This is a genomic window from Nostoc sp. (assembly GCF_036917465.1).
GTDB lineage: Bacteria > Cyanobacteriota > Cyanobacteriia > Cyanobacteriales > Nostocaceae > Nostoc.
On record NZ_JBALDL010000087.1, the window covers coordinates 122,672 to 143,861 of the forward strand.

At 41.9% G+C, this 21,190-nt stretch carries 18 protein-coding genes; 7 read left to right on the plus strand and 11 right to left on the minus strand.

Translation table 11 applies throughout. From position 1 onward, the window contains the following. The first annotated feature begins 5 nt into the window (after positions 1-5). A complete protein-coding gene (locus V7K38_RS22755) occupies positions 6-1,280 on the plus strand; it encodes a glycosyltransferase (protein ID WP_334860892.1) in 1,275 nt (424 codons plus the stop codon). 86 nt (positions 1,281-1,366) lie between these two features. Continuing rightward, the gene (locus V7K38_RS22760; protein ID WP_334860894.1) at positions 1,367-2,623 is read left to right on the plus strand and encodes an alpha-1,2-fucosyltransferase; all 1,257 of its coding nucleotides are present in this window, start codon (positions 1,367-1,369) and stop codon (positions 2,621-2,623) included. Positions 2,624-2,931: 308 nt separating this feature from the next. Here V7K38_RS22760 and V7K38_RS22765 read toward each other — a convergent pair whose 3' ends face one another. The 4 genes from V7K38_RS22765 to V7K38_RS22780 form a co-directional block, all read right to left on the minus strand. After that, the gene (locus tag V7K38_RS22765) at positions 2,932-4,326 is read right to left on the minus strand and encodes a cytochrome P450 (protein WP_334860896.1); all 1,395 of its coding nucleotides are present in this window, start codon (positions 4,324-4,326) and stop codon (positions 2,932-2,934) included. A 74-nt stretch (positions 4,327-4,400) separates the two neighbouring features. Next, positions 4,401-5,216 carry a TIGR01548 family HAD-type hydrolase gene (locus tag V7K38_RS22770; RefSeq protein ID WP_334860898.1) on the minus strand — a complete coding sequence of 272 codons (816 nt, stop codon included), beginning with the start codon at positions 5,214-5,216 and terminating at the stop codon, positions 4,401-4,403. Between the two features lie 238 nt (positions 5,217-5,454). Next, positions 5,455-5,832: a hypothetical protein gene (locus V7K38_RS22775; protein ID WP_334860900.1), complete on the minus strand. Its 378-nt coding sequence runs from the start codon at positions 5,830-5,832 to the stop codon at positions 5,455-5,457. A 94-nt stretch (positions 5,833-5,926) separates the two neighbouring features. Further along, complete coding sequence (locus V7K38_RS22780; RefSeq protein WP_334860902.1) at positions 5,927-6,397, minus strand: DUF29 domain-containing protein; 471 nt, start codon at positions 6,395-6,397, stop codon at positions 5,927-5,929. Between the two features lie 170 nt (positions 6,398-6,567). On the opposite strand from V7K38_RS22780, the gene V7K38_RS22785 reads away from it, so the two are divergent. Continuing rightward, positions 6,568-6,867 (plus strand): 30S ribosomal protein PSRP-3, encoded by a 300-nt coding sequence (locus tag V7K38_RS22785; RefSeq protein WP_069071048.1) that lies wholly within the window; start codon positions 6,568-6,570, stop codon positions 6,865-6,867. Between the two features lie 22 nt (positions 6,868-6,889). Here the strand turns inward: V7K38_RS22785 and V7K38_RS22790 are convergent, their stop codons facing one another. The 4 genes from V7K38_RS22790 to atpD all read right to left on the minus strand — a co-directional run bounded on the left by V7K38_RS22790 (position 6,890) and on the right by atpD (position 13,133). Continuing rightward, on the minus strand, positions 6,890-8,668 hold the full coding sequence (locus V7K38_RS22790; RefSeq protein WP_334860904.1) for a serine/threonine-protein kinase: 1,779 nt from the start codon (positions 8,666-8,668) through the stop codon (positions 6,890-6,892). 130 nt (positions 8,669-8,798) lie between these two features. Continuing rightward, a complete protein-coding gene (locus V7K38_RS22795; protein ID WP_334860906.1) occupies positions 8,799-10,925 on the minus strand; it encodes a flotillin family protein in 2,127 nt (708 codons plus the stop codon). A gap of 255 nt (positions 10,926-11,180) precedes the next feature. Beyond that, complete coding sequence (atpC, locus tag V7K38_RS22800; RefSeq protein ID WP_334860908.1) at positions 11,181-11,594, minus strand: ATP synthase F1 subunit epsilon; 414 nt, start codon at positions 11,592-11,594, stop codon at positions 11,181-11,183. A 90-nt stretch (positions 11,595-11,684) separates the two neighbouring features. Further along, positions 11,685-13,133, minus strand: a complete 1,449-nt coding sequence (gene atpD / locus V7K38_RS22805; RefSeq protein ID WP_334860910.1) for a F0F1 ATP synthase subunit beta — start codon at positions 13,131-13,133, stop codon at positions 11,685-11,687. Positions 13,134-13,633: 500 nt separating this feature from the next. Between atpD and V7K38_RS22810 the strand changes: the two genes are divergently transcribed. The 3 genes from V7K38_RS22810 (at position 13,634) to V7K38_RS22820 (ending at position 16,713) form a co-directional block, all read left to right on the plus strand. Beyond that, positions 13,634-13,837: a hypothetical protein gene (locus V7K38_RS22810; RefSeq protein WP_334860912.1), complete on the plus strand. Its 204-nt coding sequence runs from the start codon at positions 13,634-13,636 to the stop codon at positions 13,835-13,837. Positions 13,838-14,362: 525 nt separating this feature from the next. Further along, entirely contained in the window at positions 14,363-15,661 is a 1,299-nt protein-coding gene (gene tcmP, locus V7K38_RS22815; protein WP_334860914.1) for a three-Cys-motif partner protein TcmP, read from the plus strand. Between the two features lie 86 nt (positions 15,662-15,747). Further along, entirely contained in the window at positions 15,748-16,713 is a 966-nt protein-coding gene (locus V7K38_RS22820; protein WP_334860916.1) for an SPL family radical SAM protein, read from the plus strand. 54 nt (positions 16,714-16,767) lie between these two features. Here V7K38_RS22820 and V7K38_RS22825 read toward each other — a convergent pair whose 3' ends face one another. The 3 genes from V7K38_RS22825 to V7K38_RS22835 all read right to left on the minus strand — a co-directional run bounded on the left by V7K38_RS22825 (position 16,768) and on the right by V7K38_RS22835 (position 19,739). Further along, on the minus strand, positions 16,768-18,174 hold the full coding sequence (locus tag V7K38_RS22825) for an NAD(P)(+) transhydrogenase (Re/Si-specific) subunit beta (protein WP_334860918.1): 1,407 nt from the start codon (positions 18,172-18,174) through the stop codon (positions 16,768-16,770). Then, entirely contained in the window at positions 18,171-18,464 is a 294-nt protein-coding gene (locus tag V7K38_RS22830) for an NAD(P) transhydrogenase subunit alpha (RefSeq protein WP_100900811.1), read from the minus strand. Before V7K38_RS22830 ends, V7K38_RS22825 begins: the two co-directional genes overlap by 4 nt. A 102-nt stretch (positions 18,465-18,566) precedes the next feature. Continuing rightward, on the minus strand, positions 18,567-19,739 hold the full coding sequence (locus V7K38_RS22835; RefSeq protein ID WP_334860920.1) for a Re/Si-specific NAD(P)(+) transhydrogenase subunit alpha: 1,173 nt from the start codon (positions 19,737-19,739) through the stop codon (positions 18,567-18,569). 860 nt (positions 19,740-20,599) lie between these two features. Between V7K38_RS22835 and V7K38_RS22840 the strand changes: the two genes are divergently transcribed. Beyond that, complete coding sequence (locus V7K38_RS22840; RefSeq protein ID WP_334860922.1) at positions 20,600-21,112, plus strand: DUF2808 domain-containing protein; 513 nt, start codon at positions 20,600-20,602, stop codon at positions 21,110-21,112. Positions 21,113-21,190 lie beyond the last annotated feature (78 nt).

Consider the following 21,190-nt stretch of genomic DNA (forward strand, 5'->3'; position numbering starts at 1 on the left):
TGATTATGACTCATTTTGGCATCATTTGTCCTGGCGCAGCAACTGGCCCCCTCAACACTATGCTTCCCTTGGGGCAGGAACTTCAACGGCGTGGGCATCGCGTCACCCTCTTTGGAAGCCTCGATACTCAATCTAAAGCACTCGCAGCCGGAATAGAATTCCAAGCAATTGGTGAAAAAGATTTTGTTGCTGGTTCAACAGCAGAAACCTTTGGCAAGTTAGGTCAACTGCGGGGATTGGCTGCGTTTCGATACACTATTGATTTGCTGAAGCGTGTTTCATCTGTGACACTCCAGGATGCCCCAGCATTAATTAAAGCAGCAGGTGTAGAAGCGTTGCTAATAAACCAAAGTTCTATAGAGGGAGGGACAATTGCAGAGTTTCTCAAAATTCCTTTCATCACTGTGTGCAGCGCTGTGGTACTGAATCGAGAACCTAGCATTCCTCCTTTTTTCACAACTTGGAACTATAGCCCATCTGTGTGGGCACGCTTACGTAACCAGATGGGTTACACCTTACTTAATAGCGTCGTCAAACCACTTGAAGATTTGCTAAATGAATATCGTCGAGAGTGGAAATTACCCCTGTACTCTAGTCTTGCAGATAGCTACTCTCCACTGGCTCAAATCAGTAATGCACCTGCTGAGTTTGAATTTCCCAGAGAAGAATTAGCTCCTTGGTTTCATTTCACCGGAAGTTTCCATACTTCAGCTAGTCGAGTGCCTGTTTCTTTCCCTTATGAAAAATTGACGGGTAAACCGTTAATTTATGCTTCGATGGGGACATTGCAAAATCGTCTGATTTGGGTGTTTCAGACTATTGCTTCAGCTTGTGAAGATTTGGATGCTCAGTTAGTGATTTCTCTGGGAGGTTCTGCTAAACCCGAATCACTGCCAGACTTGGCAGGAAATCCTTTAGTAGTTGAGTATGCGCCTCAAATAGAAGTGCTGGAAAAAGCCACCCTCATGATTACTCATGCGGGAATGAATACAACAATGGAATGTGTGAAAAAAGGCGTGCCAATGGTGGCAATTCCAGTTGCCAATGACCAGCCAGGAGTAGCAGCGCGTATTGCTTGGACAGGGGCGGGTGAGCTTGTCACCCTGAAGAAACTGAATGTTCCCAGGTTGCAAAATGCCATTAGGCGAGTGTTGACAGAAGAATCTTATAAACAGAATGCACTCAGATTACAAGCAGCTACTCACGCTGCTGGAGGTGTAAGTCGAGCTGCTGATATTATTGAGCAGGCCGTATCTACAGGTAAGCCTGTCTTGGCTTAAACAAAGTAATAACGATATTTCTCAGCTTTTATAGTGACTGTAGAATTTGGCGCTAAATAGTAGTTAGTAATACCTTAGAGAATGTAATGGAAAAATTGAAATATACCACTAAAAGCGAAACAGATAGGGTATTTAGCGTATTTGACACTTTCAAACAAGATGCTGAAGATACTAAAGACTCTTGTACAAATGATGTCATAAGTGCTACAGAGCCAGTTCTAACAATGTCCTCTCTTGGACAGTTTGGGCGATTCGGTAATCAGCTATTCCAGTATGCTTTTCTGAGAATCTGTGCAAAAAAAAATGGAGCAAGAGTAGAGTCTCCTCCTTGGATTGGACAAACTCTGTTTGGACATAAGGATGCCCCCATTTCCAAGCGCTTACCTCCTGCAATTGAGTACTGCAATTTTAGAGAAAGTTTATTTGAGATTATTCCAGAATTTATCCCTTATCTTGAAAAACTTGCTGATGCGAAAAGTTCCTATGTGGGTTCAGAAGCTCTAGAAGAGGGTCTTGCTAACGTTGATATCTGGGGTTTCTTCCAATTACCAACCCATTTACTAGCGCCATACAAGGAATACTTTCGTTCGCTTTTCCAGCCCGTTCAGGAGCTAAAAATTCCGTTGGTCAATACTCTAAATATTCTCCGTTCTAAAGGTAAAACAATCATTGGAATTCACTTACGCCGAGGTGATTATATTGCAGAGGTTAGGGCTAGTTTTACGTTAGTATTTCCTGCAAAATGGTATTGTGAATGGCTAGATGAGATATGGGAAAATTTAGAAGATCCGGTTCTCTTTCTTTGCAGCGATGATATCGACAGTATTCTTCCAGAATTTGAAAAATTTTCTCCTGTGATTTCGAGAGATTTGGATGTAAATTTGCCAGAAGAAATGAAAAAGTTAAATATAGAGTTCTACATAGACTTTTTCATGTTGAGCAACTGTGACATCGTATGTATTAGCAATAGCGTCTTTAGCTTTGCCGCTTGTATGCTTAACGAGGGTGGAGAAACTTTTATCCGTCCCCATTGGGATTTTTCCACAAAGTTCATAGCTTTTGATCCTTGGAATAGTGAACCACTGTTACGGTTAGGGGGTAAAGAACCTAAATTCTTCAAAACTTGGGTTGAAATTGCGTATGTTACATATGTCACCCAAGGGATATGGATAATGCTCAAATCCATATTTATCTATGTTCCTAAGAGCCGGATCAAAGGGTTACAACTTCGAGCATACTTGGGTTACCAAATCCAAGGTATTTTAGGTATAGTTAAGAGCTTATTGTATACATTAGGTTGGGATTCTTTATGGAAAAAACCGGGTTCACTTAACTCTAAATAGTATAATTTTTTGCTCATCTTTGAGAATTAATTAAGCTGCATTAAAAAACGCTTATATGGATCGCAGCAAGGTATGTGAGGCAAGTCGAGCCATTGATATTATTGAACAGCTCGTTACTATATAGGCAAACCTGTTGATCTAGTCAAAGATAAAATGCTATGTGCGATCGTTCGCAGCCTATCTCATATCATTTCAGATTTTCTACACTACATTACGGCTTATGTGAGTTGGAGTCTGGAAAGGCTTAAATACGTTAACATGGCTAAATCACAGCCTGAAACCCAAGCTATAGCTTGGGCGTTTTTAATTCACATAAGACGTACATGAGTCTCAAGTAGTTGCTGATTTTGCACCCGCTTCCCCTTTACCACCATCTGCACACCACCTGCTGGACTAAATAGCAAACCCTTACGCACTGGCTTCACAGGTTTATTATCAGCCAGTTCCATTTGCCAGCCAGACAGTAGCGTTGCCAACACCAACTTCATCTCAAATAAGGCAAATGCCATACCAATACAGCGACGGTTCCCGCCACCAAAGGGTAAATACTCAGATTGAGAAAATTGTCTTTCCAGAAAACGCTCTGGCTTAAATTGCTTCGACTCAGGATATAAATCTTCTCGATGATGGGTCAAATAAATAGAGGGAATTAGTATAGTCCCAGGCTCAAAGTTGTACCCCCCAATTTGTAGCGGTGATTTGACTAATCGACTGAGTGCCGAGGTTGCTACTGGGTAAAGACGTAGTGTTTCAGAACAGACAGCATTCAAATAAGGCAATCGGAAAATCGCATTTGCATCTGGTTTTTCACCCAAATTATCTAGTTCTTGCAGCAGTTTTTCCCGCACCTCCGGCCGATGATGAATCCAGTACAGCGCCCATGATAAGGAAGTTGCAGTAGTTTCATGACCCGCCACTAATAGGGTCATCAGTTCATCACGTAATTCCAAGTCTGTCATCGGCTCTCCCGCTTCATCACGAGCAGCCATCATCAAAGATAGAATATCAGTCCCAGATAGATTGGGTTGTGCTTTGCGTTCTTGAATTTGGGCGTAGATGAGTTGATCGATTTGCTGCCGTAAACGCAAGTATTTCCCCCAGGGACTCCACGCTCCTAAATCCTGTCGCAGTGATGGAAAAATAAGCAGAACTGTTCTTAGTAGAGGGATTTTGGGATTCAGGATTGCAATTAGAAGTTCGTTGAGTTTCTTGTAACGTGGCCCATCTTCTAGACCAAATACAGCCTTCAAAATCACTTGGAAAGAGATTTCTTGCATAGACGGTAGGACTGTAAAGGTTTCTCCAACCTGCCACTGGCTACTCGCTTGCTCTGTGATTTCACGGATTAACTCACCATAAGCCAGCATCCGTTCCCCGTGGAAAGGGGGTGTCAACAACTTTCGTTGTCGCTGATGAGGCTTACCTTCTAGAGATAGTAATGATTGCTGTCCTAATAAAGGCGCTTTAATCCCTGCTGGTTCACCAGAGTCTAACTGTTTTGGATCTGTAGTAAAAATCTGCTGAATTGCCTGGGGATTGCTAATGAAGACTTGAGGAGCAAAATTTGATCCAAGCTGGAGGGTGAAGATATCACCATAACGTTTAGTACACGTTTCTATATATTCTAAGGGATTAGTAAGCCAGTGATACATCTGTACCCAAGGATGAGTTTTAGGGCCGTTAGGTAGTTTTAGTGCAGACATTGTTATTAATCTCCCAATGATGAAAGCAAGATTGTTATCAGCAAGTTATTCATGCACCCCTAGCTTGATTAATCTTAGAACATAGATCGGGGAGATGAACTCACCAATTCTTGAATCTGCTTTGGAGTCAATTCTTGCACGTTACGCAAAACTACTGCTGCTCCTGCTGCTATTAGTGTCTCACCATAAGCATCACTACGCGCAGCTGTTTCCTGGACATGGGGCGGTAAAACTCCTACACCAATCCAAGGGCGAGAAGAATCTATATCTCGTGCCTTGTTGACGGTATACATATCTGCTACTGTATCTCCCACATAGACGATCGCTAATTTTTGCTCAATTCCATTATCTAATTCACGAACTGTAGCGAAAAGTCCCGTGGGGTCTGGTTTCCCTGGTGCATCTTCCATCGCAATCAACACCGGAGATTGCAAACCGAGCCGTTTTTCCAATACATAGTTAGCAGAAGCACGAGTTGCACCGCTAAAAAATCCCCAAGCAATCCCCGCTTCGGTAAGTTGTTCTAAATAGCTAGGTTGTAATAATAAGGGTTCATTACAAATATATCCAGTAAAATTATTCGGGTCTGTCCCTCGGTAGCGGGATTGAAAAAAAGCCACGATCGCACTGTAATCTAATTGCAGTTGCTCACGGCTTTGTTTTTGGGTTTCAAAGTAGCGATAAATTAATTCTTGTGATGCTTCCCAATCGTTATTCCACACACCTTCAGACTTCAGTTGGTCAATATCTAGTGGGGTTGGGCGATATGCTTGGGTAGTAAAATGTTCTACAGTATCTGCGATCGCTCGGCGATAGGAACCGCTAACATCGCGGACAACGCCATCAATATCGAAAATAGCGATCGCTTTTGCAAAAGTTTTTTCAGTCATGGGGGAGGAAGCAAAATAGTTTTATATCTGATTCTATTCATCTTGCTCTATAAATATCTCCAAAAATTAATTATGCGTTACCTGAAACCGTTGTAGACACGTTACAAATAACGTCTCTACATTCATTATCGGAGATGTCTTCTGTATGGCTAAAATCAAATGGCACTAAGAAAAGCTGAAACACTTATGGGTTAAGCGCTTTGCAAAAGATTTCGTAATTCATGCCGGGGTTTGTTCATTAAGGGGTAGGAGATTTCTCGGACATAATAGCCTTAATATTATGAGCGATCGCAGATCCTTGTTGATAGGCAACCTGAGCAATAACAGGCTGGGGATTCGATGGATCGATGGCACAATCTCGCGCCGCAAATACCTCTGGAAATTCTGGCAGTTGCAGAGTGGGTTTTACCAGCAGACGATTGTGTTTATCCCGGTTTTGAGCCGCAATCGGGAGATAGTCAATCACTGGATGATTTGCGTTCCCAGTTGTCCATATTACTGTAGCTGCTGCTAATCTTTCTAACTGTCCATTGCGTTCAAACTCTATGGCTCCCGGATGAACCGCTTTTACATCAGACCTTAACAACACCTCGACGGAGGCAGTTCGCCCTTTCAATGCAGACTGTGCAGTTCACGGAGGCGATCGCTTGGTGGCTGGCTTGCTTTCACTGATTATTCATAAAAACGAAGCTAACCACTGATTTTTCTTTTTAAAATTCAGGTAAAAAATCGGAGTCGAGGGCTTGCTCTGGCGTGAAGTTAGATTTTTCTGGGAAGATAGCGATCGCTAATCCAGTTTTAATTACAGCCAGTCGTCTAGCGGTTTGGTAGCTTTCATCGAAAACCTGATCAAAGTGAGGCTTTAAACTGGGACTTTCTTTAAGTGCCTTTTGGACTCGTCTGCGGTGTTCCAAAATTGTGTACTGCCAACTTTTTGAGCGCCTTTCAGTTTGAATTTGGTATTTAAGCAGATGCATCAGCAAAACTTCCAGATTGCTCTCCAATGCCCGTTTTTCACTTCTGCCCATCGTTTCAATTTCTTCAATTAAATTCTCTAAATCCAGTTCTGTAAGCCGACCTTGTTTGAGCAATTCTGCTGTGGTTTGAATCCACAGGTAAAAGTCTTGGTCATACAAACCTGAACTAGATGTTATTTGAGATTGGGGCAGTTGGGCAGTCACGTCGCTTCGCTCCGAATTAAAAATTAAAAATTAACACTAAACAGTACTGAGTAAAATTTCCTACTCCCCACTCCCTACTCCCGAATGTTTGGTCATTTGATAGGGTATTGCGTTAAAATAAGCGATCGCTATCCTAGTTAAGTAATGCCCGGAAATTCCCGGAGGTGTGATTGACCAAGTTTATTTTGAAAATTCTGTGGTTAGACGAAAACGTTGCTCTAGCAGTCGATCAAATTGTCGGCAAAGGCACCAGTCCCTTGACTAAGTACTTTTTTTGGCCCAGAAATGATGCCTGGGAAGAGTTAAAAAAGGAATTAGAGTCCAAACATTGGATTACTGACGTGGATCGTGTTGAGTTGCTTAACAAAGCAACAGAAGTGATTAACTACTGGCAAGAGGAAGGCAGAAACCGTCCAATGGCAGAAGCTCAGTTGAAATTTCCAGAAGTTGCGTTCACAGGTAGCGCCTGATATGACAATATTAGCTCCCATGCTATTCTACAAGCTGCCACAGTTTGATAGTCTTGTCCCGGCTGCCACTTGCAATTAATTGTCTAACTTGGCTCATAGCAACAGCAGATACTGAGTCTACATGACCAGAGAGAGTCACAATCTCTTCTGCTGTGCTTACCCTCCAAAGTTTAACTGTTTTGTCGCAACTTGCACTTAGGAGCGTTTCGCCATCGGCAGTAAAAGCCACAGCCACCACAGACCAAGAATGGCCTACAAGTGTGCAAATTAGCTGACCAGTGTTTACATCCCACAATTTAATAGTGTTATCATCACTACCCGTCGCCAAAATTTGACCATTAGGACTAAAAGCGACTGTCAAAACCGCCCATGCATGACCCGAAAGGGTGCTTAACAAGCTATAGCATGGGCGGTTTTGAATTTCTGTTTGAAAACTTTCTAATGCAGGTATGTGCCAGAGGCGAATTGTTCTGTCATAACTAGCGCTGGCTAAAATCTGTCCTTGGGGACTAAATGCTACTGAATTTACCTGTAATTGGTGTCCGGTTATGGTGCAAATTTCTCTACCAGTATTTATATCCCAGAGTTTGATTGTCTTATCCCAGCTACCACTAGCGAGAATCTGCCCATCTGGACTAAAAGCAACTGATTTGACAGCGTGTGAGTGTCCCAATAAGGTGGAGATTTCCTTTAATGTCTCAACCTGCCACAATTTAATAGTTTTATCGTCACTAGCAGTTGCCAGAATTTGACCATCAGGACTGAAAGCAACTGATTTTACAGCGTGTGAGTGTCCTGATAAGGTAGCTAGGACTTTTTGGGTATTTAAATCCCACAATTTGATGTTTTTGCGATCGCTCCCACTGGCCAAAGTATGATCGTCAGGACTGATAGCAAGGGCATTTACACTACTCAATGTTCCAGAATTATCAGTTAGGGTATGCAAGCATCGCCAAGGAGGATTTGGTAATTTAAAATTTTGAGTCTTATATTCCATACCCATTGCTTGCATAACTTCATCGGCTGATTGAAAACGGTGGTTAACAGCATTTTGTAGCAGCTTGTCGAGAATTTGTACTAAGCGTAGACTCTTTGAGTCTTGTCGCCAGATATCGCTCACCTTGGTAGTAAGATATTGTTGCCAAACCCAACAATCGTTAGCAATATCAAATAAATCAAAGGGAGGAATCTGGGTAAGTAAGTAAATACAAGTTACGCCCAAGCTATATAAATCACTAGCAAAAACTGCTTTTCCTTTAGCTTGTTCTGGTGCAGCGTATTCTGGACTGCCCATACTGGTTTCAGATGTTAGCCGATCAATTTCTGTGAAGATTTTCGCGGTGGTAAAATCGACTATGACAAAATCCCCTTTTTTGGTAATTGCGGATCTACGGATGATATTCTGGGGTTTAATGTCGCGGTGGATGATGTGGCGATCGCTCATAAATTGAAAAACTGGCAACACATCTTCTAAAAGTTGCCAAATCTGAGTTTCATTAAAAGCGCCTTCTTCTTCAACCACCTGAGCTAAATTAGTGCCTGCAATAAACTCTTGCACTAAATAAAAATGCCCATTCTGCTCAAAATAAGCCAACAAAGCCGGAATTTGCGGATGTTTACCTAATTCTTCTAACTTTTGCGCCTTTTGCTCAAAAGTTATAGAAGTTTCCGATTCCAGTGATAATTCTTGAACAACGCAAGGAACCGGCGGAAACTCACCCTCATCTACACCGAGGAAGGTTTTACAGAATCCCCCTTTACCAATCTGCTTAATTAAACGATAGCGTTCTTGTAACAACAAAATTTCTTTGCTTACAGGGTATCCACAATAAAATATATAGCAATCCTAAATGACTTATGAACAAAAAGATCCCCGACTTCTTAAAGAAGTCGGGGATCTGTGCCTCTAGTTATAAATGGTCTTTTTAAGGTTAATGGGACTTATCTGGAAAATTGACAACTATCGGTGGAAGACCATTTTCTGTGGTTGGTTGTCCTTTGGTAACTACTGGTTGTGGATGAAAAGGTGTTGGTGTCAATTCACCCTTACCAGTTTGATTCCATAAAATCATGGATAGTAACCCATCCACCAAGCCGTTATTACTACCGTTACCGCTAACTAAGACATCTGGTATTAAGCGGACATTGCGATCGCCTATAATCTGCATTAGTTGCATTGCGGTATAACCATTTGAACCCAAGGCTTCCACACCAGCTTGATATGTCTCAGCTTTAGCGTTACCTGTAGCCCGAATGCCTTCCGCCTCCGCCATTGCTCGGAGTTTTGTCCCCTCCGCTTCACCATTTGCCTGTTTGATTTGGGCTTGAGCTTTCAGGTTAGCAATTTCCACACTCTGCTCTGATTGCACCATTTCTTCTTGAATATTAGCCAGTGCTGTCTCCCGAACAAGTTGCTGACGTTGGGTTTGCGCCATTTGCTGAACTTCGTAAGTTTTGCGTTTTTCTTCAGCAATTTTACGATCTGTCAGTGTGTGCATTAATTCGTCTGGTGGGGTAATCAAACCAATCAACGAATCCACCGCTTGCACATCATAAGCACGCAAGGCAGATTTAACATATTCAGAGGCTTCAACTTGCCGCTCGCTTCGTGCAGTCAAGAAATCCAAGATAGTATACTCTTGAGCCGAGTTACGGAAATAATTTCCCACAATTGGACGCAAAACTTGATCGATGACGTTTTGCATCGAACCTAAGCGGGAAATGACCTTCGGCGCATCGGAAGCACCAATATGGATAATTTGGAATATTTCTAAATCAAAGCTAAAACCGTCAAAGGATAGCAGTTTCAACGCCTGCAAGTTTGTATCATAGCCGTGTTTACCGGTAATCCTTTCAGTAAAGTTTAAGACAATATTTGTTGTTGGGACTAGCTCAATTTTCATCACCTTAGTGTTGAGCGGGTGTTTTCCAGGATACAACGGCTCAACCCAAACGCCTTTATGTCCTTGGTTTACCAAATTTCCGTGGGTGAAAGATGCTCCGCTCACATCTTCGTGTTCTTTACCTACGAAAGAAATTACCACGCCCACATAACCGATAGGGATTTCAGTCATTGGGACTTGTTCAATATTTACCAACCAAGGGTTTAGGTTCCACGAACCAGATAATAATACCTGTTCTTGTAAACCCCGTTGTCCCCCAGCGTCGATAAATTTTTGACCATTTTGGAAATTATCATGCCCGATGATGATGTGTCCAGCGATTTCACCTGCTGCAATCGATGAACCATCTAAAGTAGTAACAATACCAACCTTCTCTGCTGCTATTTCATAAATATGCAGTTGTTGCGGAGTCATACCATGAGTGGTAGCATTGGCAGCTGTAATCACTTTAAACAGCGCAGTGTTGATGCGGTAAGTCCCGGCGGTGAGAAAACTCATTTGTCGCCCTTTTTCCCCACCTTGGGTAAGGAATTTTCGGGCATCTTGGAAGTTTTCACAATTGACAATCTTACCCAAAATCCGCTCTGGTGGGTTGGATGCACCATCTGCTGCCACAATTAAAGCGATTTCCCCTTGAGGAACGACAATTACCGATTCTTTCTTTACAGAATATTGCCAAGGCCAATAGCCCCAATGCCAACCAGGAGCTAAAGTATCTGCTTGCAAGCCAGCTTCTCCATTGAGAGCAATTAAACTGCCGGCGGGGAGTCCACGCCCGGAAAGGGTAAATTTCCTTACGACAATGCCGACTTCTCGTTCACCAATAACTACAAGTCCGCCAAAGAATAGGGGGACGAATATGACAAAACCGCCGACAAGTAAGATGGGAACCAGTACAAAACCATCAATTCCAGCACTTTGATATTGAGTCTTGCTAGTTTGTAACTGGGCAATATTTGGTGTAGTCTGATTTAGCTGGGCTGATGCCGAAGTTATTTCTTTTGCAGTAGTTGTTTTTACAGGAGTAGCATTAATGCTACCAGGGTTCGTCAAAGACGTTAGCGAAGCGATCGCTAACGTTGCTACGATAGAGGCTGCAAAACGAGCTACCTTATTTTGTTTACGAGTACCAAGCAAAGATGAAAAGCTTTTCATAATCTTTGCCCATTTGGGCAATTAATTAGCTAAGTTAACACTTCAGCAGCGCTTGACTCGATTTCTTAAACTTGACGTAATTTTCTTAAAATTTAATAAATAAGGAGTCAGGATTCAGAATACTCCATGCCTTTGCAGATAGAGTTTTAGCATCAGTACAGAATTTATACTGAATTCTGACTCCTGAGTTCTTCTTCATAAATAATTTGTAGGTTGGACATTGCCCAACCTACAAAGTTGAAATAGAAAGTAAAATTAGACCAAACCACCAGCCGCTTGAAACCGAGCGCGGGCGCGTTTGAAGGCTTGATTTGCCTTAATTTGGGCTTGGCGATCGTCTCCTGGAACTTGATTCAGTCCTGCTTCTGCTTGGTTGTAAGCAGCACGAGCTTCATCAAGGTTAATTTTGTCGCCACGTTCAGCGCCGTTAACCAGAATTGTCACTTCATTTTCTTCGACTTCGGCAAAGCCACCCAAAAGGGCGATCGCTTGCCAATTCTGATTTTTTGCGGCACGGACTCGCATGACACCAGTATCTAGAGCAGTCAAAAGTGGTGCATGTCCAGTTAAAATACCTAGTTGACCAGTGGTGCTAGGCAAAACTACTTCTTCAGCTGGAGCATCCCAGACTGTTTTATCTGGGGAAATTACCCGAACGGTTAATGTCATTTGTCCTTTGTCCTTTGTCCTTTGTCTGTTGTCTTTTGTCATTAGCCATTAGCTTTTCGCACTAATGACTAATGACCAATTGACTAATGACTAACCTTTCATTTTTTCAGCTTTGGCGATCGCTTCGTTGATATCGCCAACCAAGTAGAAAGCCTGTTCTGGCAAAGCATCCAATTCACCAGACAGAATCTTTTGGAAGCCTTTAATGGTGTCTTCCAACTTTACATACTTACCAGGAGAACCGGTAAATACTTCTGCGACAAAGAACGGCTGAGACAAGAAGCGCTCAACTTTCCGCGCCCGCGCCACGATTAGACGGTCTTCTTCAGACAATTCATCTAAACCGAGAATGGCGATAATATCTTGGAGTTCTTTGTAACGTTGCAGAGTGGATTGCACCGCCCGCGCAGTATTGTAGTGTTCTTCACCGACAATATTTGGTTGGAGCATGGTGGAAGTTGAACCCAAGGGGTCAACTGCAGGATAAATTCCCTTGGATGCCAAACCGCGAGACAGTACTGTGGTTCCGTCCAAGTGAGCGAAGGTAGTAGCAGGTGCGGGGTCTGTGAGGTCATCCGCAGGGACGTACACTGCCTGAATGGAGGTAATGGAACCCTCTGTAGTCGAGGTAATCCGCTCTTGCAGTTCACCTACGTCAGTTCCCAAGGTGGGCTGATATCCTACCGCAGAAGGCATCCGACCTAATAGCGCGGATACTTCCGAACCTGCTTGAACAAACCGGAAGATATTATCAATAAACAGCAGCACATCCTGCTTGTTCACATCCCGGAAGTACTCTGCTACTGTCAATCCCGAAAGACCAACCCGCATTCTTGCTCCGGGTGGTTCGTTCATTTGACCGTAAACTAAAGCAATTTTTGATTCGTTGAGGTTGTCTTTGTTGATAACCCCAGATTCCATCATTTCGTTGTAGAGGTCATTGCCTTCACGGGTGCGTTCACCCACGCCAGCAAATACGGATACTCCACCATGCTGAGTAGCGATGTTGTTGATCAATTCCATCATGATCACGGTTTTACCAACACCAGCACCGCCGAATAGACCAATCTTACCGCCGCGTCGATAGGGAGTCAGAAGGTCAACAACTTTAATCCCAGTTTCAAACACCGAGGGTTTGGTTTCCAGATCAGTAAATTTGGGAGCCGAGCGATGGATGGGTAGAGTTGCTTCAGCATTTACTGGGCCTCTGTTGTCCACGGGTTCGCCAAGGACGTTGAAAATTCGACCCAAGGTGGCTTTACCAACCGGCACGCTGATCGGAGCGCCTGTATCGGTAACTTCAAAACCACGCACCAAGCCTTCGGTAGAACTCATCGCAACAGTCCGCACCTGATTGTCGCCCAGCAGTTGCTGTACTTCAATGGTGATGTTGATTTCCTGCCCAGCTTCATTGGTGCCTTTGATTTTCAAAGCGTTGTAGATTTGTGGCAATTTCCCGCCGGGAAATTTAACGTCTACAACTGGGCCAATGATTTGGGTAATGTAGCCAATGTTTGTTTTTTCTGCGGTTGTGACCATGCTGCGCCTAATGAGTGAAGCTATATTTCAGATAAGGTCGGAGAAGACATAAAATTAAGCAATGTCACCTTTCAGATTAGCACTGAACGCCCCCACCTTCGCCTTAAATTGATCTTTAAGACTGGGGCTTGGGGATCAAAATCTAGGGTAAGTCTTAGCATGGGGACTTGGTAAGACTCAAAATCAAAACTGCTGTGTGAGGCGATCGCTTTTTTAACGAATCTCTCTAGGCTCAGAGAACACAGAGGAAGACGGGGGGCGATCGCAGAGATTTTTCAGGCGATCCTCTTTTTAACGAACCACAGAGGCGCAGAGTACACAGAGAAAGAAGACGAGCGATGCCTTCGGCGGGCTTCGCCTACGCACTATAGAGATTTTGCAGGCGATCGCTTTTTTGTTTCGCGCAAAGTCGCAGCGAAGCGATCGCCACTTAAAATCTTCTATACTTCTACTATGTAAAAGTAATCAAATTCTCTATGATTACAAACATTAATACCCAAATGAAAACCAATCAATACCCATTTGCGGAAGAATTAATCACAGATACTCAAGGTAATATTCGTAAAGTAATTATAGATTTTCAAGACTATTTACGCTTATTAGAAGTGATTGAAGATGAAGGCTTGATATTAGCAATCAAGGAAGTACAACAAGAAATACCATTAAATATTAATCAAGCATTAGCCGAATTAGAAAGAGAGTGAATACCCAGTATTTATCCAGTTTTATTAAATATTTAAAAGCACTCAAAAGTACATCTTACTACGAGGTAATTAAAATACTTGCTTTTGAAGAAATACCACAAATAGCTAATTTTGAAGAAATTACTAATATCAAAAAGCTGCAAGGATATGATGATATTTATCGTATTCGTATAGGTGATTATCTGATCGGAATTATATTTGACGGGGAAACACTAATATTTCAGCGTGTACTAACTACATCGTAAAGATATTTATCCATATTTTCCAAAGTAAGTAACATTAGTTATCTTGTAGAATTTAGCGATGCCTGCGGCGGGCTTTGCCTACGCACTGTGGAGATTTTTCAGGCGATCGCTTTTTTTAATGAACCTTTCTAGGTGCAGACAACACAGAGGAAGAGGAGGAGCGATCGCACCGTGTAGATTTTGTAGGCGATCGCTCTTTTTAGAGAACTTGGCGTGTGTGATCGCTTTTCAATCTACTTATTTTAGATTAGTATTGAATATTACTGTGGAGATAATCAACATGAGCGAATCACAAGCAACTTGGAGTGCTGATGGAAGCCATATTCCTGATATAAATCCTCATACAAAAGCCAAGCATCAAATTATTGAAACATATCTTGAAAATCTTATTTACACACTTTATGGCCAAGGTAGATATGGAGAAACAACGTTTACTTTTGTTGATGGATTTTGTGGAGGTGGTATGTATTATGACCACGATAATAAAACAGAATGGCAAGGCTCACCTATTAGAATTATAGAAGCTATTCGCGCAGGCTATAAAAAATCAAAACGCCAGTATGATTTAAATGTTAAATTTATTTTTATAGATAATAAGCCAGAACATTTAGCTTGTCTTAAAAATTATTCTATGCCAAAAGCTGGTCTAGGCGAGTTAGTTAACGGACAACGACATGAATTTAAAGGCGAAGTTGGAAAGTTAGTAGAAGAATGTGAATTTATATGTGGCGAATTTGAGAACTTGGTAAATGAAATTATATTCAAAATCGATATTCGCAAAGGACACTCGTTCTTTTTTCTAGATCCCTTTGGATGGACTGATGTTTCTATGCAAAGTATTAGGAAAATTAATGATTTAAGAGGATCGGAAATACTATACACATATATGATTGATTTTATCAAAAGATTTGTTATTGGTAAGTCTGGAAAAGAAAAAGATACATTTAACAGAATTCTAGAGGCAGAAGAATACTATAATTTTGATAATTTCAATAGTTTTGAGACAACAGGAGGTAAGTGTTATCTTAGAAATGAATCCATGAGGTTATTTAGAAACAAAGGCAGGTCTAAATATGTATTTACTTTTTCAATGATTCCTAGAGGTAATGTTAGCGTTTTATATTATCTAATGCATCTTTCTCAAAACATTAGGGCTTTAGAAGTAATAAAAGAAAGTTTTTGGCAAGAAAATAACTTAGATTATCAATATTATTTTGAATTATATGGACATGGGTTTAGAACAGCAGATTTTTATGAAGATAACCAACTAAAATTAAAATTTGATATTACCAAAAATAGCTCAGACTTCTGCTTAGAAAAATTGGATACTCATTTGGGAAATGTTATACGTAATAATCAAGACGGAATTATTTTTCGTGAGCTTTGTCATCAAACTATGGAACTTAACCCAGCGAGTAAAGAGCATTATACAACTTATATAAATCGCCTTAGAAATGATGAAAAAGAAATAGAAATTTGGAGAAAAGGTGAAATAGTAAAAGAGCGTAAAGTTGATTTACGAAAAAGTGATATAATCAAATTAACTAAATATAAACAGCTTTCATTTGTTTTAAAATAAAATCTTTTTTCTTATATCTTAATAGCCAAACTAAGGATGTGAGGATTGTAATACTAATAATAAACTATATAAAAAAAGTGTGCGTTATGTCTATTGTTAAAGGCGTTGAAAAAATTGTTAATCCTCTGCAACAGAGCGCTCTTAACAAAAAAGGACTATGTGACTATGTGGTTAATGTAGCGTCAGGATGTTTGCATGGATGTACATTCTGTTATGTGCCTTCAACACCTGCAATTAGGACAAAGCAAGCACAATTGCGTTCAAAAGGAGTAAGCAATCCTCAAATGGATTGGGGACAGTATTTATTTGTTCGAGAAGAGATACCTGAGCAACTAGAAAAAATCCTTAGTCGTAAGAGGTCTTGGCGTGAAACACCGGCAGGAAAAGGTGTAGTATTAGTCTGCTCTGGTACTGATCCTTATCAAACTAAACAGACTGCAAATGTTACCCGGGGTGTTGTTGAGGCTTTATCAAAATACAACAAAAAAGTCCGAATTCTTACTCGTGGTCTGTTATGGGTAAATGATATTGATATTCTTAATCATACCAACGTGATCGTTGGCATGAGTTTACCATACCTAAATGATGAACTCAGTCGCCAGATTGAACCTCAAGCTCCTCCTCCTTCAGAACGTTATAAAGCAATGCTGGCAGGTCATAAAGCTGGGTGTAGGATGTATGTTGCAGTTGCTCCTACTCCTCCGAATATGACTTTAGATGATTTTAAAAGACATTTGGAAAAAATAATGTGTATTAATCCAGAAGTTATATTTTGGGAGCCTATTAATGCTCGCGGAAGTAATGGAAAACGTATGATAGCGGCAGGTTTGGAGTTTACAGATTCCATAAGGCATAAAAAGTCATGGGCGGAATACTTTAAAAGGCAATGGAATGACATTGAAACAGCCGCAAGAGAGGTTGGATGTGAGGATCGGCTTCACATTTGGCCTGATCCTGAACTCAGAGGACTTGTTGATGATGTAAAGCTGGATTCTTGGTTATATAAGCCAACAGTGGAAAAGTGGGATAGCTTGACATACTTAAAAAAATAGAGACGCGAAATTTCACGTCTCTATTTTTTGCGCTCTCTGCGCCTTTGCAGTTCCTTAAAGTTGCTTCACTTCCGAAACCAACTTCGCCACCATATCCTTAGCGCTTCCAAAAAGCATCGTCGTTTTCTCCTTGTAGAACAACTCATTATCTACACCGGCAAAACCCGTACTCATCCCGCGCTTAATCACAATCGTCTGCTTTGCCCGATCTACTTCCAAAATCGGCATACCATAAATTGGGCTATTTACATCACTCCGCGCCGCCGGATTTACCACATCATTTGCCCCAATTACTAAAGCCACATCCGCTTGCTCAAACTGGGGATTAATATCATCCATATCGTACAACTGGGTATAAGGCACATTTGCCTCTGCCAGCAACACATTCATGTGTCCCGGCATTCTCCCCGCAACGGGGTGAATGGCATACTTGACATCAACGCCCATTTTTTCTAACTGATCTGATAATTCCCGGACGCTATGTTGAGCTTGGGCAACTGCCATACCATAACCAGGCACAATTACCACAGAACGGGCATAACCCAACATCATCGCCCCTTCTTCAGGATCGATGCTGCGGACGGTTTGATCTGTTGCACCACCACTAGCAGCACCACCACCAGAACTAGAACCTGTACCAAAAGCGCTGAACAGCACACTAAATAAGGAGCGGTTCATCGCCTTACACATAATTTCGGTGAGGATTAATCCAGATGCTCCTACCAAAGCACCAGCGATGATTAACATATTGTTCATCACCACGAATCCAGCTGCCGCCGCCGCCACACCTGACAACGAGTTCAACAGCGAGATTACCACTGGCATATCGCCGCCACCAATGGGGATGACGAACATCACGCCTAGCAGCAATGAAACGCCAACCACTCCCAAGAATATGGGTAAGCTATCTGGTGTGATGATTAAGTACGCACTACCTACTATATAAGCACCCAGAAGCAAGAGGTTAAATGGTTGCTGGAAGGGAAATGTAATCGGGGAACCGCTAATTAAACCTTGCAATTTGGCAAAGGCTAAAAAACTACCTGTGAACGTAACACCACCAATTAACACGTCCAATAGTATGGAAATGTTCACATCTAGGGGTATCGGCTGAGAACTATCTAATAACCGCCAGAATTCGGCAACAGCTACTAATGCTGAAGCCGCACCGCCCAAACCGTTGAGTAAACCCACCATTTGGGGCATTTCGGTCATTTGGACTTTGTAGGCAACGATCGCACCAATTCCCGATCCAATCGCCAAGCCCAACAATATCATCTCGTAGTTCAACACATGTTGATCTAACATTGTCGCTGCGATCGCCAGCAGCATCCCCACAGCCGCGACGAGATTCCCATTCCTCGCTGTAGCAGGTGAACCCAGCTTTTTCAAGCCCAGAATGAATAACGATGCAGCGACTAAGTACGTCAGCTGAATGCCAGTTGGTAAAAAGTCGCTCACGCCTTAATCTCCTTCTTCTTGAACATTTGCAACATTCTGTCTGTTACTAAAAAACCACCCACAACGTTGACTGTTGCCAATACCACAGCAATCAAACCAAGAATTACTGACACACTGGTGTCTCTCGCACCAGCAGCAACTATTGCTCCCAGTACTGCAATCCCAGAAATTGCGTTTGAGCCTGACATTAAGGGTGTGTGTAGCGTCGGTGGTATTTTGTTGATGACTTCAAAGCCGATAAAAGACGCTAAAACAAATACAAACAAAGCAGCAAGTAATGCCTCTGTCATGAAAATCAAAACTCCTTGTATAAATAGGCATGGGGCATTGGGAAAACTCTTCCCCAGTCCCTAATCCCCAGTCCCTAATCCCCAGTCCCTAATCCCCAGTCCCTAATTAACCGCCGGTTGTTGAGTATTCAGCGCTTGTAGCGCATCCCGCACTCGTTGATTGCGAATTTCACCAGCGTGGGTAACGCAAGCTGCATCAACGATGTCGTCGCTAAAGTCTATCTGCAACGCTTTGTCTTTAATTAGCAATTGCATCAACGATGTTACGTTCTTGGCATACAATTGACTGGCGTGAATTGGCATTGATGATGGGAGATTGATGGGGCCGATAATTGTCACGCCGTTCCACACAATATCTTTACCGGGTTCTGTACAGGCGCAGTTACCACCCTGATCAGCAGCCAAGTCCACAATTACTGAACCTGGTTTCATTTGTGCCACCATTTCTTCTGTAACTAGCCGTGGTGCTTGTCTTCCAGGAACTTGGGCGGTGGTAATTACCACATCAGAATTTTTGACGTGTTCGGCCACAACTTCTTGGGTACGTTGTTTACTAGCCTCAGAAATTTCTTTGGCGTAACCACCTGCGGCGACGGTTTCTTCGTCTAATTTGACTTCAACAAATTTTGCCCCTAAGCTTTGCACTTCTTCTTTGACGGCGGGACGGATATCAAAGGCTTCTACTACTGCACCCAAACGTCTAGCGGTAGCGATCGCTTGCAATCCGGCTACACCAGCGCCCATAATAAATACTTTCGCTGGAGCGATCGTACCTGCGGCTGTGGTTAACATGGGGAAATATTTCGGTAATGCAGCTGCTGCAATCAATACTGCTTTGTAACCTGCTAATGAAGCTTGCGATGACAAAGCATCCATACTTTGCGCCCTGGTGGTACGGGGAATCATTTCCATACTCAAGGCTGTGACTTTGCGATTTGCCAGTTGTTCTGCCACAACAGGATTTCCCAAAGGATTGAGGAAACTTATTAATACAGCCCCTTCCTTTAACAAATCAATTTCTGAGCGTCCATCTTCTCGTTCTTGTGGTGGGCTGACTTTCAGTAGAATATCTGTTTCGCTCCATAATTTGGCAGTATCGCTGATTATTGTAGCTCCTGCGGCTTCATAGTCAGGATCGCTGAAAAAAGATCGCTCTCCTGCATCTCTTTCTACCCAGACTTCCAAACCTTGCTTTACCAATCGAGCAACGGTGTCAGGAATTAATGCCACGCGACGTTCACAAACTTCAATTTCTTTAGCAACTGCTATTCTCATGAAATCTCCTGAAGATAAATACCTAATCTCTGCCAAGTAAGCGATTGTCTAGATTAGGACTTACGCAAAATTGTCTCAAAAAACTGATTTGTCGTAGCGGTAATTCATGAATTACCGCTACTTCAGAACTTTTTTGCGTAAGTCCTGTAGATAAGGGATAACCCGCACTTATAGTACTTAGGCAGCAACATCAGCCATGACTTTTACTTGTAGATTGAACCTTGAAACTTTCCTCTCCCACTCTTTAGCTATCCAGGCAAAGCCTGACTTTGCCGCTCGCAGATGTCATATTTTCAGATAGTTGCAAACAGGGTTATGTATTGCCCATCCTAAATTGATTCCCAAATTTTGCATCTTTATCTTCAGCTTATTTTCGGGATTAAGAAATTTTGGTATTCCTTTCTTATAGAGTAATATTGACCCAATTTTGAAAGCTTGATAATTTCCCAATCAAATTTTAATGATTACGAATTTCATTCCAACTTATCTTAATCAATTTATCGCAAGTTAACTGGCGATCGCTGATGGCATCCCTCAATTTTTATAACAAAACTCTCAAATTTAGATACACTTATACATATTTAGAAACACAATCAAATCCCAACTGTATTTCTATTTAGTTCAAAATTTGACTAACCTAGTCATCAAATCAGCATTCTATAAGGGTAATAAAGCAAATTGATTATATGTAAAATTTATTACTAAGCAATTTTACTGTCGTTCAAACATTAGGGAAGATGGCACTTTTTTTTGTTACTGAACGTCAATTGTCAGGAAGTGAGTAGTAAACTTTAGTAACGAATACTAACACACAGTTATTTTAGATAACAGATTTATTTTTTGGTGGAGGAAGCTCAACTATGCGACGTTTACTTTCCGCTTTAGCAGTGACTAGCTGTTTAGTGACTGGATTTCCAGTCCTGACTTGGGCACAAAGTTTACCTGGATTTACGCTGTTTAGCGGCGTTAAAGCCGAAAATCAACTACCCTTCCGGTTAGATTTTGGTGGACAAGCTAATGGTTGGGATCGATATATATTAAGAATTCCAGCGAAAAGAATGAAATTGGCTGTTGGTCAATTTGCCATTAACTACCCAGATTATTATAAAGGAACTTTTGACCAGAAAAAAATTGAAGTTAGAGTCAAAGGTAAAGCAGTTCCACTTTCTGAGGTGAAGTGGGACAAAGAAGGCAGGCTGATTAATATTTTTCCTCAAGAGCCAGTGCCAGCAGGTAGCGCAGTTGAGGTAGTGTTATCTAATGTGAAAAACCCATCCTTCGGCGGAGTTTACTACTTTAACTGTCAAGTGCTTTCCCCTGGTGATGTGCCACTATTGCGCTACATGGGAACATGGATTTTGAGCATCAATTAAATTTGGGGAGTGGGGAGTGGGGAAATGTGATGTAACCAATGCCCAATCACCAATTCCCAAAAAAGTGATACAATTAGA